A 13,804-nucleotide genomic window follows, 5' to 3' on the forward strand; every position below is an offset into this window, starting at 1 on the left:
CGTCCAGGGGTCCTGTTTTTTCGACGTAACTGGGTGGTTCGGTTTGCAACCAGTTGATGGGTCATGCATGGTGGGTCGAGTCATTTTGCCAACGCCCCTGGCCCCGATACCCAGAGACGAGCGCCTTGTCGAAGCACGCCGCATACACCCCGAAGCATCGGGGAGCCCCTGAGCGACCCCTCGTCGAGGCCCCCAAGAAGGCACTGAAGAAGACCCTGGTCCTCTCCGCGATCGCCGTTGCCGGCACCGGCACGACGGTTGGTGGCGGGCTGGCGCTCTCCGCAGGGCCGACGCTGGCCACCGCCGCAGATGTCGCCGCGCCGATCGCGCACAGCGTGACCTCGCCGTCCGCCTCACCGTCGGCGTCCGCCACGACGTCGACGTCGACGGCCGGCTCGGCCGCGTCGGCCGTACGCCGCACGGCGGTCATCTCCCGATCCGATCGCCGCGACGCCGTCGACCCGGCCAAGGAGGCCGCGCTCGCTACCTCGGCCGGCACGGCCGCCCGTGCGGTCGTCGAGACCGAGGACATGTCGACCGGCGACCCGAAGTCGATCGCCAGCGCACTGCTGGGCAACTACGGCTGGAGCGGCGACCAGTTCAGCTGCCTGGTCGACCTGTGGAACCGCGAGTCCGGCTGGCGCGTCAACGCCGCCAACCCCTCGGGTGCCTACGGCATCCCGCAGTCCCTGCCTGGCTCGAAGATGGCCTCGGCCGGTCCCGACTGGCAGACCAACGCCGAGACCCAGATCAAGTGGGGCCTGGGCTACATCGAGGACCGCTACGGCAGCCCCTGCGGCGCCTGGGGACACTCCCAGTCCCACGGCTGGTACTAAGCCGAGAGGTCACCTTCCGCGCGTCGAGAGGTCACCCCGAACCGTCGAGAGGTCACTTTCGGCGGGTCGAGAGGTCACTGGTGCTGGTTGAGATGACGAGCATGGTGGTCCGGTGAGCGCCCGCGACGACGTCCTCGGCCTTCTTGCCGGTCGCCTCGTCGCACATGACCAGGGCCATCCGCTGCGCGTGGGTGTCGACGGGCCGTGCGGCGTCGGCAAGAGCACGTTCGCGGCCGAGCTCGTGCGGGTCATCACGGCCCGCGGTGCGGACGCCGTACACCTGGACTCGGACGGCTTCCACCATCCCCAGACCGTGCGCTACCGGCAGGGCCGCGACTCCGCGCGCGGCTACTACGAGGACGCCTACGACTTCGACGCGCTCGCCGAGCGCGTGCTGCGCCCGCTCGGACCGGGTGGGTCACGCCGCTACGCGACAGCGGTGCACGAGATGGCGAGCGACGCCGTCATCACCGACGCGTACGCCGTCGCCGGGTCGCGGACGATCGTGGTCTTCGACTGCACGTTCCTCCAGCGAGGCGCCCTGCGTGCGCTGTGGGACGAGGTGATCTACCTCGATGCCGCGCGCGAGACGGCGCTGGCGCGCGGTGTCGCACGCGACGCAGGCCGGCTCGGTGGTGCCGCGGCGGCTGCCGCAGCGCATGACGGCCGCTACCTGGCCGCCTGCGACCTCTACCTGGCCGAGGAGCGCCCGCTGGAGCGGGCCAGCATCGTCATCGCGCACGACGACCCGGCCGCGCCTCGCGTAGTCCGATGGTGATGCACGAACTGACCTCTCGACGGTCGGGGGTGACCTCTCGACCGTCGGGAAGTGACCTCTCGACCGGCAGAAGGTGACCTCTCGACCTACGGGTGCGTCATCGACTCCACGTCGAGAGCCGCATCGAGCTGCTCAAGGGTGAGCTCCCCACGATCGACGTATCCCAGCTTGAGCACCGTCTCGCGGATCGTCGCTCCGTCGGCCAGTGCCTGCTTGGCGATCTTGGCAGCGGCCTCGTAGCCGATCGAGCGGTTGAGCGGAGTGACGATCGAGGGCGAGGACTCGGCGTAGGAGCGCAGCCGTTCGGCGTTCGCGGTGATGCCGTCCACGGTCCGCTGCGCGAGCACCGTCATCGAGGCCGACAGCAGCCGGATCGACTCCAGCAGGTTGCGCGCGATGACGGGCATCGCGACGTTGAGCTCGAAGGAGCCGGACGCGCCGGCGGCGGTGACGGCGGCGTCGTTGCCGATCACCTGGAAGGCCACCATCAGGGTCGCCTCGGGCAGCACCGGGTTCACCTTGCCGGGCATGATCGAGGAGCCCGGCTGCAGGTCGGGCAGGTGGATCTCGGCCAGGCCCGCGGTCGGACCCGAGGACATCCAGCGGAGGTCGTTGTTGATCTTGATCAGCCCCACCGCGATCGTCTTGAGCACGCCGGAGAGCTCGACCAGCGAGTCGCGCGTGCCCTGGGCCTCGAAGTGGTTGCGGGCCTCGGTGAAGGCCTGCCCCGTACGCCGCGACAGCTCGGCGATCACCGCCTGCGGGAAGCCGGCCGGTGTGTTGATGCCGGTGCCGACGGCGGTCCCGCCGAGCGGCAGCTCGCGGACGCGGGGGAGGACCGCCTCGAGACGCTCGCCGGCGTACCGGATGGTGGCGGCGTAGCCGCCGAACTCCTGTCCGAGCGTGACAGGGGTGGCGTCCATGAGATGGGTGCGTCCGGCCTTGACCAGCCCGGCGAACTCCTCGGCCTTGCGCTCCAGCGAGCCTGCGAGCACCTCCAGCGCCGGCAGCAGCTGCTCGCTGACCGCGACCGCCGCGGCGACGTGGATGGCCGTCGGGAAGGTGTCGTTGGAGGACTGGGAGGCGTTGACGTGGTCGTTGGGGTGCACACTCGGGGCGCCGGAGCGCTCCACGAGGGTGGCGATGACCTCGTTGGCGTTCATGTTCGACGAGGTGCCCGAGCCTGTCTGGAAGACATCGATCGGGAAGGCGTCGTCGTGCCCGCCCCCGACCACCTCGTCAGAGGCAGCCACGATCGCGTGCGCCTGCTCGTCGGTGATCACGCCGAGCTCGGCGTTGACGGCGGCAGCGGCAGCCTTGACGTGCGCGATCGCATGGATCAGGGCCGGCTCGATCGGAGTGCCCGAGATCGGGAAGTTCTCGACGGCTCGCTGGGTCTGCGCTCGCCAGAGGGCGTCGCGCGGGACGCGCACCTCGCCCATGCTGTCGTGCTCGATACGGAACTCTTGCTCGCTCACATCGGTGCCGGTCACATCGGGCATAGCACCGAAAGTACCCGTCTTATGCCCGCACACGCTCGCCCCGCCGGACCAACGCCGAACCCACGACGAACCCACGACGACGCAGAACGCCGCACTCGGGTGGAGTGCTCCGGGACCCCGCGGGCTACCGGGTTACATGAGCGAGCAACAGTCCGAAGGCCAGGTCTCCGAGGTAGGTCGACTCGACGAGGACGACAAGGACACCCCGATCAGTCCCGAGGACTCGACGGCCGGCTACCCCGACAGCGAGTCGGGCGACCCGGACGCGCGCGGCGCCGGACCCGACGGCGTACCGCCGGAGAACCGCCGCGACCAGGAGCTCAAGCCGAAGGGGCCGCGGCTGGGGGAGCGGCTCGAGGACGAGTAGGGCTCAGACGCCGGCGACGTGCCCGACGTAGAGCCAGTAGGTCTCCGCGCGACCTTGCAGGTCGACATCGTAGGAGACCGCATCGGTGCGCCAGCGGCCGAAGACGCCCGCCATCGTCTCCTCGAGCTCGGGTGACTCCGCCGCGCTCCAGACCACCACCATGCCTCCGGGGCGGGTCGCCCGCCGTGCCTCCTCCAGCGCGGGAGCGCGGTAGAGGTCGGCGTTGGCGTCGTGCACCAGGTAGCCCGGACCGTTGTCCACGTCCAGCAGCACGAGGTCGTACGCCGACGGCGGGGCCTCGGCGAGTGCACGGGCCACGTCAGCCACGCTCACGGTGACTCGCGGGTCGGCCAGCAGGGCACGACCGTGTGGCACCGTGCCGTCGCGCAACCAGCCCACCAGTGCGGGCTCGATCTCCACGACGTTGACCTCGGCCACGCGAGGATCCGCGAGCGTGGCTGCCAGCGTGAACCCGAGGCCGAGGCCGCCGATCAGCACGCTGGCGGCGTTGCCGTGCAGGGCGAGTGCGCGGGTGGCGAGCTCGCGTTCGGTGGTGGTCTCGACGGTGTCCATCACGAACACGCCGTTCGCGCGCAGCTCCAGCGAGCCGTCGTCGAGTCGGCGCAGCACCAGCTCGCCGCGATCGGACTGGCTGCGTGCTACTTCCTCCACGTGCGCCATCATGCCGGGTGTTTGTGGGGCGTCGCGCGAAGTGTCACGGTGACACGTGCGTGGGGCCGGCCCTCAGCGCTCGCGCGATCGCACCCGGATGCCGCTCAGCGGCACCGTCGTCGTGCCCGCGGGGTCGGTGAAGAAGTCGTTGCCCTTGTCGTCGACCACGATGAAGGCCGGGAAGTCCTCGACCTCGATCTTCCAGATCGCCTCCATGCCGAGCTCCTCGTACTCGAGCACCGAGACCGACTTGATGCAGTCCTGCGCGAGCCGGGCGGCCGGGCCACCGATCGAGCCGAGGTAGAAGCCGCCGTGGGTGTGGCAGGCATCGGTGACGACCTTGGACCGGTTGCCCTTGGCCAGCATCACCTTCGAGCCGCCGGCCGCCTGGAACTGCTCGACGTAGGAGTCCATCCGGCCGGCCGTGGTCGGGCCGAACGAACCGGACGCCATCCCGGTCGGGGTCTTGGCCGGCCCGGCGTAGTAGACCGGGTGGTCCTTCAGGTAGTCGGGCATCTCCTCGCCCGCGTCGAGCCGCTCCTTGATCTTGGCGTGCGCGATGTCGCGGGCGACGACGAGCGGGCCGGTCAGCGAGAGTCGGGTCTTGACCGGGAGCTGGGAAAGGGTCGCCAAGATGTCGTCCATCGGCTGGTTGAGGTCGATCTTGACCACCTCGCCGGCCGAGATGTCCTCGGCGACGCCGGCCGAGGGCATGTACTGCGCCGGGTCGGTCTCCAGCTGCTCGAGGAAGACGCCCTCGGCGGTGATCTTGCCCAGCGCCTGGCGGTCGGCCGAGCAGGAGACGGCGATCGCGACCGGGCACGAGGCACCGTGCCGGGGGAGCCGGATCACGCGGACGTCGTGGCAGAAGTACTTGCCGCCGAACTGGGCCCCGATGCCGAAGGACTGGGTCAGCTTGAAGACCTCCTCCTCCAGCTCGACGTCGCGGAAGCCGTGGCCCGACACGTCACCGGAGGTGGGCATGTTGTCGAGGTAGTGCGCGCTGGCGTACTTCGCGGTCTTGAGCGCGAACTCCGCCGAGGTGCCGCCGATCACGACAGCCAGGTGGTACGGCGGGCAGGCGGCCGTCCCGAGCGACTTGAGCTTCTCGTCGAGGAACTCCAGGATGCGCTTCGGGTTCAAGATCGCCTTCGTCTCCTGGTAGAGGAAGGACTTGTTGGCCGAGCCGCCGCCCTTGGCCATGAAGAGGAACTTGTACTCCGGCTTGCCGCGGTTCTCGGTGGCGTAGAGCTCGATCTGGGCGGGCAGGTTGTTCCCGGTCGGCGCCTCGTCGTACATCGTGATCGGCGCGAGCTGGGAGTAGCGCAGGTTGAGCGTGGTGTAGGCGTCGTAGATGCCGCGTGAGATGACCTGGGCGTCGTCGACGCCGGTCAGCACGCCCTCGGCCTTCTTGCCCATCACGATCGCGGTGCCGGTGTCCTGGCACATCGGCAGCACGCCGCCAGCGGAGATGTTCACGTTCTTGAGCAGGTCGAGCGCCACGAAGCGGTCATTCCCGGACGCCTCCGGGTCGTCGATGATCTTGCGCAGCTGCCTGAGGTGGGCCGGGCGCAGGTAGTGCTGGATGTCGTGGATTGCCTCGTAGGTCAGCCGCCGGATCGCCTCCGGGTCCACCTTGAGGAACGTCTGGGTGGTGCCGTCTTCCTGGCTGACCTCGACCGTGCTGACCCCCTCGGCGGTGATCAGCCGGTAAGGAGTCGTGTCCTCACCGGTGGGGAGCAGGTCGCTGTAGAGAAAGGGAGCGTCGGCCACGGCTCAGAACGATAACCCTCGCCGGTGTCACACCTCGAAGCCGGGCGGTGTCTGGATGGTGTCACTGACTTGAAGGAGTGAGCGAGATGACCACCAGGGTCCCCCCGAAGGAGATCACCGGGCTGTACGGCGCGGTGGTGAAGAGGTTCGCCGGTCGCATGTTTGGCCGGGTTCCCGAGTCGCTGGGTGTGATGTGGCACCACCTGCCGGCGCTGAAGGCCAGCATGGGCTACGGCCAGAAGCTGCAGAAGTGGCACGAGTGCGATGAGGGGCTGAAGTCCTTCGCGCACATGGCGGTGGCCTCCTACATCGGCTGCACGTGGTGCCTGGACTTCAACTACTTCCAGGCGAACAACCTCGGCCTCGACATGGACAAGGCGCGTGAGGTGCCGCGGTGGCGCGAGTCGACGGTCTTCAGCCCGCTGGAGCGGGACGCGATGGCGTACGCCGAGGCGATGACCCAGACGCCGGTGGCCGTGACCGACGAGATGGCCGCCGGCCTGCTGGAGCAGCTCGGGGCACCGGGGTTCCTGGAGCTGACGGCGGTGATCGGGTTCGCCAACCTGACCACCCGGTCCAACGTCGCGCTCGGCATCGAGTCGGAGGGGTTCGCCGCTGCTTGCGGGTTGCGACCTCTCAGCCTTCCGTCCGCCGAGCTTGTCGAGGCGCCTCGACAAGCTCGGGGGACGAGTCGGTAGCGTCATCGGCATGACGGACCCGTTCGTCACCCACCGCAGCCTGCTCTTCACCGTCGCCTACGAGATGCTCGGCTCCGCCGCCGACGCGGAGGACGTGGTGCAGGAGACCTGGCTGCGGTGGGCGGCCATCGACCAGAGCGAGGTGCAGGACGCCCGCGCCTACCTGGTGCGCGCGGTCACCCGGCAGGCGTTGAACCGGCTGCGCACCCTCGCCCGCCGCAAGGAGGAGTACGTCGGCGAGTGGCTGCCCGAGCCGCTGCTCACCACGCCCGATGTCGCTGCCGACGTGGAGCTGGCCGAGAGCGTCTCGGTGGCCATGCTGACGGTGCTGGAGACGCTCACGCCGACCGAGCGAGCCGTCTTCGTGCTCCGGGAGGTCTTCGACCTGCCTTACGACGAGATCGCCGCTGCGGTGGACAAGACAGCCGCCGCCGTACGGCAGATCGGTCACCGAGCGCGCTCGCACGTGGCGGCACGCCGACCGCGGGTCGCCGTCGACCACAGCGAGCAGCGGGCGGTGCTGGAGCGGTTCATCGCCGCGATGCAGGGCGGCGACGTCCAGGCACTGATGGACGTGCTCGCGCCCGAGGTGGTGCTCATCGCCGACGGTGGTGGGTTCGCCCAGGCGGCGCGGGTCCCGATCCGCGGCGCGACGAAGATCGCGGCCTTCCTGCGAAACTTCCCGCGCTACGCCGACGGCACCGAGCTGCGGATGGTCTGGATCAACGGCGCACCGGCGCTTCGGATGGACGGCCCCGACCCGGTCGGCACCTCGGCGATCAGCATGGTCGTCGAGGAGGGCCGGATCACCCGGCTCTACGCGGTCCGCAACCCGCACAAGCTCGGCCGGATCGAGGAGGCGACGGACCTCACCCGCTGAGTGGGCATAGCGGCGCGCGCCAGGCCGTTCCACGGGTGTGCATGTCTACGACGCGGTGGTGATCGGAGCCGGTCAGGCCGGGCTGTCGGCGTCGTACCACCTGAAGCGGCTGGGGATCGACCACGTGGTGCTGGACGCGGCCGAGCGCCCCGGCGGCGCCTGGCAGCACCGCTGGGACTCGTTGACCATGGCCGATGTGCACGGCGTCGCCGACCTGCCCGACGCCGCCGCGCCCGGCGGCTCGGGCGATCGGGCGAACGTGGTCGTGCCAGCGTGGTTCGGCGACTACGAGACGACGCACGCGCTGCCGGTCGAGCGGCCGGCGCGGGTCGACCGGGTGACCAGCCAGGGCGAGCTGCTCGTCGTGCACGCCGGGTCGCGCAGCTGGCGCGGCCGCACGATCGTGAACGCGACAGGCACCTGGGACCGGCCGTTCGTGCCCTACTACCCCGGCGCCGACACCTTCCGCGGTGAGCAGCTGCACACCGTGGACTACCCGGGTCCCGAGCACTTCCGCGGCAAGCGGGTGCTGGTCGTGGGTGGCGGTGCCTCGGCGGTCCAGTTCCTCGGTGAGCTCGCGCCGATCACCGACACGCTCTGGGTCACCCGCCGGGTGCCCGTCTGGAACGAGGGCGGCTTCGATGGCCGGGCCGCGATCGGCCGGGTGCTCGACCGGGTCCGTGAAGGTCGCCCACCGGCGAGCGTGGTCAGCGTGACGGGACTCGCGCTGCGGCCTCAGGAGCGCCTGGCGGAGAGCCTGGGCGCCTATCGGCGGCGGCCGATGTTCACCAGGATCGAGCCGGACGGCGTGCGCTGGAGCGAGGCTTCGACAGGCTCGGACGCTGCCTTAGAGGCCGTCGACGTGATCCTCTGGGCGACCGGGTTCCGCCCGGCCGTCGAGCACCTCGCGCCGCTGCACCTGCGCACCCGGTACGGCGGGATCGCCCTGCAGTCCGGCGGCTCTGACGTGCAGACCGCCGTCACGGCGGCCGCCGACCCACGCGTGCAGCTGGTCGGCTACGGGCCCTCGGCCAGCACGATCGGCGCCACCCGGGCAGGCCGGGCGGCGGCGCTGGCCGTGCGCCGCTACCTCGCCGAAACCGTAGGAATGGCCGCCGACACTGTAGGAATGGCCGCCGAAACAGCGACCGCTTAGCGCGATTCCCAGGCCGAGACCTCACTACGCTGAGGCGCATGGGTGACCTGGACCGTCCCGAACGCAACGATGGCCGCGACGCGCGACCAGCCGTACGCATCGGCGATGCCGAGCGGCACGAGGTGACCGAGATCCTGCGGCAGGCCGCGGGGGAGGGGCGCCTGACGCTGGAGGAGCTCGACGAGCGTCTGGAGGCGGCGTACGGCGCCAAGACGGCCGCCGACCTGGTCCCGCTGACCGAGGACCTGCCGACGCCGTACTCCCCGCCGTACTCCCCGCCGCCGGCTCCGGCGACCCCGAGCCGCCCGGTGATCGCGCACGGCCACCTGCCGGCCGAGCCCGAGCGGCACCGGGCCGTCCTGAGCGGCTTCGAGCGCAAGGGGGTTTGGCAGGTGCCGGTGGCCATGCAGGTCACCGCGGTGCTGGGCGGTGCCAGCCTCGACCTGCGGCAGGCGACGTACGCCGCCGAGACCTGCGAGCTCACCGTCCAGGCATTCTGGGGTGGGGTGACCCTGATCGTGCCGCCCGAGGTGGAGGTGGTCTTCGAGATGACCTCGGTCCTGGGCGGCTACAGCGACACGCGTGGCAACGTCGCCACCACTGGCAGCCCGCGGCTGGTGATCCGCGGCTGGTGCGTGATGGGCGGCGTCAGCGTCGAGCGCCGATAGCGGTCGTGGTCAGGACTCCGCGGGGGTGGTGCCGGGAGCGGGGCCGGCCGAGGCGGCGAGGGCGTCCTCCCGGCCGGGGATCCGGCCGGCGTGGTCGAGGTCGACGGTCAGGTTCTCGGTGGTCTTCGGGTCGAAGAGGTGCACCTTGGCGGCGTCCATCCAGATCTTGACCGTGTCACCTTCGCGCACCTCGCTGGAGCCGTCGAGGGTGATCACCAGCTGGGTCCGGACCACCTCGCCGTCCAGCTCCTGCTCCAGCTGGGTGAGCTGGCTCTGCACCTCGGGCGGTGCCTCGAACGGGACGTAGGCGTAGGTCTCGTTGCCGAGCCACTCGACCACGTCCACGTTGGCCTCGAAGGTGTTGGCCTCGTTGACGTCGCGCAGGTGCGGCGCCGATGCCTCCGCAAAGCTCTCCGGGCGGATGCCGGCGATGAGCAGCCCCGCGCCGGCAGCCCGCTCGGCCTTCTCTGCGGGGATCTCGACCTCGCCGAAGGGGAGCTTCAAGGTGGTGCCCTCGACGGTCGCCGGCATGAAGTTCATCGGCGGCGAGCCGATGAACCCGGCGACGAAGAGGTTGGCGGGGTTGTCGTAGAGCTCCCGCGGCGTGGCCAGCTGCTGGAGCAGGCCGCGCTTGAGGACGGCCACCCGGTCGCCCAGCGTCATCGCCTCGATCTGGTCGTGGGTGACGTAGACGGTCGTGATGCCCAGGCGCTTCTGCAGCCGTGAGATCTCGGTGCGCATCTGGCCGCGCAGCTTGGCGTCGAGGTTGGACAGCGGCTCGTCGAAGAGGAACGCGTCGGCGTTGCGCACGATCGCGCGGCCCATCGCGACCCGCTGACGCTGGCCGCCGGAGAGGTTGGCCGGCTTGCGCTCGAGGTGCTCGTTGAGCTCGAGGGTCTCCGCCGCGGCCCTGACCTTCTCCTCGACCTCCTTGTCCGGAGCACCGGCCAGCCGCAGCGGGAACGCGATGTTCTCGTAGACCGTCAGGTGCGGATAGAGCGCATAGTTCTGGAACACCATCGCCAGGTTGCGATCGCGCGGCGCCAGGTCGTTGACCCGCCGATCGCCGATGAGCATGTCGCCGGAGGTGATGTCCTCCAGACCGACGATCATCCGCAGCAGGGTGGACTTCCCGCAGCCGGAGGGCCCGACCAGGATCATGAACTCCCCGTCGGCGACGTCGATGCTGACGTCGTTGACCGCTGGGAAGCCGTCGCCGTACTTCTTGACGATGTGGTTCATGGTGATGGACGCCATGGGGTCACCCCTTCACTGCGCCGGAGGTCAGGCCGGCGACGATCTTGCGCTGGAAGAGCAGGACGATGATCACGATCGGGATCGTGACGATCACCGACGCCGTGGCGAGCTGGCCGTACGGCGGGTTGAACGGGTCGCTGCCGACGAAGAAGGACATCTGCGCCGGGACGGTGCGAGCAGCGGTGGTGGAGGTGAGCGAGATCGCCAGGGCGAACTCGTTCCACGCGAAGAAGAAGGTCAGGATCGCGGCGGTGAACACGCCCGGCGCGGCCAGCGGGACGATCACCTTGCGGAACGCCTGCCAGGGCGTGGCTCCATCGACCTGCGCCGCCTGCTCCATCTCCCACGGGATCTCGCGGAAGAACGCCGACAGCGTCCAGATCGCCAGCGGGAGGGTGAAGGTCATGTAGGGGATGATCAGGCCGGGCCAGGTGTTGAACAGGTGGAACGTGCGCCACATGTCGAACAGCGGGCTGATCAGCGAGACCACCGGGAACATCGCGATCGCCAGCGCGAGCGAGAGCACCAGCCGCTTGCCCTTGAAGTCCAGCCGGGCGATCGCGTACGCCGCCAGCGTCGCGAAGATCACCGACAGCAAGGTGGCGATGATCGCGATGCCGAAGGAGTTGCGCAGCGCGTAGAGGAAGTCGCTGTTGTGGAGGATGTCGCGGTAGTTCTGGAGCGTCCAGGACTTGGGCAGGAACTGCGGGCTGCCCGAGTTGGTCTCGGCCTGGGACTTGAACGAGAGCGACAGGATCCAGGCCACCGGCAGCAGGCACCAGACCATGATCACCACGAAGCCGACGCCGGTGCCGAACAGCGCCTTGCGCGTCCTGCGGGCCATCACGCCTCCCCTCGAGCGCGGGCGAGATCCACCCGGAACAGCTTGACGATGCCGAACGCCAGCAGCAGCACGGTGAGGAAGAGCAGCACCGAGAGCGCCGATCCGAGACCGAGCTGGAACTGCTCGATCACCTGTCTGTAGGTCAGGAAGGATGACGACTCGGTGTTCTGCGCGCCGCGCGTCATCACGTAGATGTTGTCGAAGATCCGGAACGCGTCCAGCGCACGGAACAGCACCGCGACCATGATCGCGGCCCGCATGTTCGGCAGGATCACCTTCCACAGCCGCTGCCACCACGTCGCGCCGTCGACCTGCGATGCCTCGATCATGTCCTCGGAGACCTGCGAGAGACCCGCCAGGAGCAGCAGCGACATGAACGGCGTCGTCTTCCAGATCTCCGAGACGATGATCGCGAACATGGCCGGCCAGTGGTGGCCGAACCAGTTGGTCGCGTCCGCGCCGGTCTGGATCCCCGGCAGCCAGGCGAACCAGCTGTTCACGAAGCCGTTGTTGAGGCTGAAGGCGAACTGCCAGGCGAACGCCGAGACCACCGTGATGATGCCGTAGGGGATCAGGATCGAGGTCCGGATGATGCCCCTGGCGAAGATCACCCGGTGCATCACCATCGCGAAGATGAAGCCGACCACCAGCTCCACGGCGACGCTGACCACCATGATCACCACGGTGTTGAACGTGTCGTGCCAGAAGAGCGAGTCGGTCAGGATCGTGCCGTAGTTGCGCAGGCCCACGAACGCCCGGTCGTTGGGGGTGGTCAGCCGGTAGCGGTAGAGCGAGAGGTAGAGCGCCTGGATCATCGGCCAGGCGGTCACCACGAGCATCACGACCACGGCTGGTGCGACCAGCTTCAGTCCGAGCCTGTTCTCCGCGACGGCCCGGTCAGTGGCGGCCTGCCGCTTGCGTGGGGTCGCGGCGGTGGCGACGGTGGTGGTCACAGCAGGCTCCTTCCGTGCAGCACGTCACTGATGAAACTGGCCGACTTCGCCGGCGTGCCCTGGTTCACCGATGCCGGCGGGTGCCAGGTGGACTGCAGCGCACCGGAGATGTCGCTCCAGTACGGCGTGGTGGGTCGCGGACCGGCCTGGTCGACGCTCTGCTGGAACAGTGTCAGGAGGTCTGCCGGATAGACCTTCCGCAGCGGGGGGTAGGCGTAGCCGGCGGCGCTGGCGGGCATGTTCCCCTCGGCCACGGCGTACTTGCCCTGGCTGGTGGGCGACGTCAGGCACTTGACCGCCGCCATGTCTTGCGAGACGTGCTTGGAGTACTTGCTGACCCCGATGCCGATGCCGCCGTACGGCGGGCGGGAGACCTTGCCCGCCACCGTCTCGGGATAGCGGGCGTAGCCGAGGTCCTTGCCCATGGCTTTGCTGTGCGCGCTGTAGATGTAGGTCCAGTTCGTCAGGAAGCCGCCGCTCGGCGAGGCGAAGGTCGACTCCGACTGGCCCTCCTGCGCGATCGAGAGGTCCGGCGGCGCGGCGGAGCTGTGGGCGAGCTTCTGGATCACTCCCGCCGCTGCCCGACCGGCCGGGGAGTCGATGTCGATCTTGGCGTCCACGCCCTTGGTCAGGTCGCTGGCGATGTCGCCGCCGGCGCCCATCACCAGCGCATTGATGAGCACGACGTAGCCCTCGTACTTGTTGGCCTGCACCGCGACCTTGGTGCCGGTCTTCGCGGCCGCGTCGATGATCTGGGCCCAGGTGACCGGCTGGGTCATGTCCAGGCCCGCCTTCTGGGCGACCGACTTGTGGTACCAGAGCACCTGGGTGTTGGACCAGAACGGCGCCACCGCGAGCTTGCCGTCCCAACTCGAGGCGGCGACGGCGCCCTTGAACGACTGCAGCTTCAAGAGCGTCTGGAGCGCTGTCGGGATGGGGGCGAGGTAGCCCGCGTTCGCGAGCTCGGCGGTGTACGCCGGGTCCAGGCTCATCAGGTCGATCGAGCTGTCGTGGGCGTTGAGCCGGCGCGCCAGCTGCACGCGCTGCTGGGTGGCGTCCTGCGGCAGGATCTGGGTGGTGATCGTGTACTGGGAGGTGCTGCAGGCCTTCGCCAGCGCGGCCTGCCCGCCGTTGTCCGGGTTGGTGTACCAGATGATCTCCGGCTTGCTGCCGCTGGCCGAGCTGCACGCCGCCAGCGCGGTCGAAGCCAAGGCAGCAGCCGTGAGGACAGCGAGCCCTCGTCCTCGTCGCGGTCTCCTCATCGCGCCTGCCCTTTCCCGATGTCGGCAGTGACCCATGTCACAGGTGTAGACCCCTGAGGCCGCTGACGTCCAGTGTTGAAGCGGTTCCCTTCCGGGGTCGTAGGCATGCCTACGGGGGCATGACGTAGAGTGACCCGGGCCACACCTGTGGCGTCACT

At 69.3% G+C, this 13,804-nt stretch carries 14 protein-coding genes; 7 read left to right on the forward strand and 7 right to left on the reverse strand.

The window, feature by feature from the left end; genetic code table 11:
- The first annotated feature begins 125 nt into the window (after positions 1 to 125).
- Together H036_RS0120530 and H036_RS0120535 are read left to right on the forward strand one after the other, a co-directional pair.
- Positions 126 to 836 carry a hypothetical protein gene (locus tag H036_RS0120530; RefSeq protein WP_017936691.1) on the forward strand — a complete coding sequence of 237 codons (711 nt, stop codon included), beginning with the start codon at positions 126 to 128 and terminating at the stop codon, positions 834 to 836.
- A gap of 112 nt (positions 837 to 948) precedes the next feature.
- Positions 949 to 1,614, forward strand: a complete 666-nt coding sequence (locus H036_RS0120535) for a uridine kinase (RefSeq protein ID WP_026146214.1) — start codon at positions 949 to 951, stop codon at positions 1,612 to 1,614.
- 86 nt (positions 1,615 to 1,700) lie between these two features.
- Here the strand turns inward: H036_RS0120535 and H036_RS0120540 are convergent, their stop codons facing one another.
- Positions 1,701 to 3,116: a class II fumarate hydratase gene (locus H036_RS0120540; protein WP_017936694.1), complete on the reverse strand. Its 1,416-nt coding sequence runs from the start codon at positions 3,114 to 3,116 to the stop codon at positions 1,701 to 1,703.
- 136 nt (positions 3,117 to 3,252) lie between these two features.
- Between H036_RS0120540 and H036_RS0120545 the strand changes: the two genes are divergently transcribed.
- Positions 3,253 to 3,483, forward strand: coding sequence for a hypothetical protein (locus H036_RS0120545; protein WP_017936695.1), 231 nt, complete (start codon positions 3,253 to 3,255; stop codon positions 3,481 to 3,483).
- Positions 3,484 to 3,486: 3 nt separating this feature from the next.
- Here H036_RS0120545 and H036_RS0120550 read toward each other — a convergent pair whose 3' ends face one another.
- A complete protein-coding gene (locus tag H036_RS0120550; protein WP_157417732.1) occupies positions 3,487 to 4,164 on the reverse strand; it encodes a spermidine synthase in 678 nt (225 codons plus the stop codon).
- Between the two features lie 63 nt (positions 4,165 to 4,227).
- Positions 4,228 to 5,928, reverse strand: a complete 1,701-nt coding sequence (locus H036_RS0120555; protein WP_017936697.1) for a fumarate hydratase — start codon at positions 5,926 to 5,928, stop codon at positions 4,228 to 4,230.
- A gap of 86 nt (positions 5,929 to 6,014) precedes the next feature.
- Here H036_RS0120555 and H036_RS23970 point away from each other — a divergent pair, with 86 nt between their 5' ends.
- From H036_RS23970 to H036_RS23975, 4 genes are read left to right on the forward strand one after another with little or no spacing between them, the layout of a single operon-like run.
- Positions 6,015 to 6,626, forward strand: a complete 612-nt coding sequence (locus H036_RS23970; protein WP_017936698.1) for a carboxymuconolactone decarboxylase family protein — start codon at positions 6,015 to 6,017, stop codon at positions 6,624 to 6,626.
- Positions 6,627 to 6,636: 10 nt separating this feature from the next.
- The gene (locus H036_RS0120565) at positions 6,637 to 7,506 is read left to right on the forward strand and encodes an RNA polymerase sigma-70 factor (protein WP_017936699.1); all 870 of its coding nucleotides are present in this window, start codon (positions 6,637 to 6,639) and stop codon (positions 7,504 to 7,506) included.
- A gap of 37 nt (positions 7,507 to 7,543) precedes the next feature.
- Entirely contained in the window at positions 7,544 to 8,662 is a 1,119-nt protein-coding gene (locus tag H036_RS0120570; protein WP_017936700.1) for an NAD(P)-binding domain-containing protein, read from the forward strand.
- A gap of 38 nt (positions 8,663 to 8,700) precedes the next feature.
- On the forward strand, positions 8,701 to 9,330 hold the full coding sequence (locus tag H036_RS23975) for a DUF1707 SHOCT-like domain-containing protein (protein WP_017936701.1): 630 nt from the start codon (positions 8,701 to 8,703) through the stop codon (positions 9,328 to 9,330).
- 9 nt (positions 9,331 to 9,339) lie between these two features.
- Here the strand turns inward: H036_RS23975 and H036_RS0120580 are convergent, their stop codons facing one another.
- The 4 genes from H036_RS0120580 to H036_RS0120595 are packed head-to-tail and all read right to left on the reverse strand — an operon-like array spanning position 9,340 to position 13,595.
- Positions 9,340 to 10,587, reverse strand: a complete 1,248-nt coding sequence (locus tag H036_RS0120580; protein ID WP_017936702.1) for an ABC transporter ATP-binding protein — start codon at positions 10,585 to 10,587, stop codon at positions 9,340 to 9,342.
- A 4-nt stretch (positions 10,588 to 10,591) separates the two neighbouring features.
- A complete protein-coding gene (locus H036_RS0120585; RefSeq protein ID WP_017936703.1) occupies positions 10,592 to 11,431 on the reverse strand; it encodes a carbohydrate ABC transporter permease in 840 nt (279 codons plus the stop codon).
- Entirely contained in the window at positions 11,431 to 12,384 is a 954-nt protein-coding gene (locus H036_RS0120590; RefSeq protein ID WP_017936704.1) for a carbohydrate ABC transporter permease, read from the reverse strand. Before H036_RS0120590 ends, H036_RS0120585 begins: the two co-directional genes overlap by 1 nt.
- A complete protein-coding gene (locus H036_RS0120595; protein ID WP_017936705.1) occupies positions 12,381 to 13,595 on the reverse strand; it encodes an extracellular solute-binding protein in 1,215 nt (404 codons plus the stop codon). The genes H036_RS0120590 and H036_RS0120595 overlap by 4 nt, the downstream gene beginning before the upstream one ends.
- Between the last annotated feature and the right edge of the window lie 209 nt (positions 13,596 to 13,804).

Source organism: Nocardioides sp. Iso805N (assembly GCF_000364605.1).
Lineage (GTDB): Bacteria > Actinomycetota > Actinomycetes > Propionibacteriales > Nocardioidaceae > Nocardioides.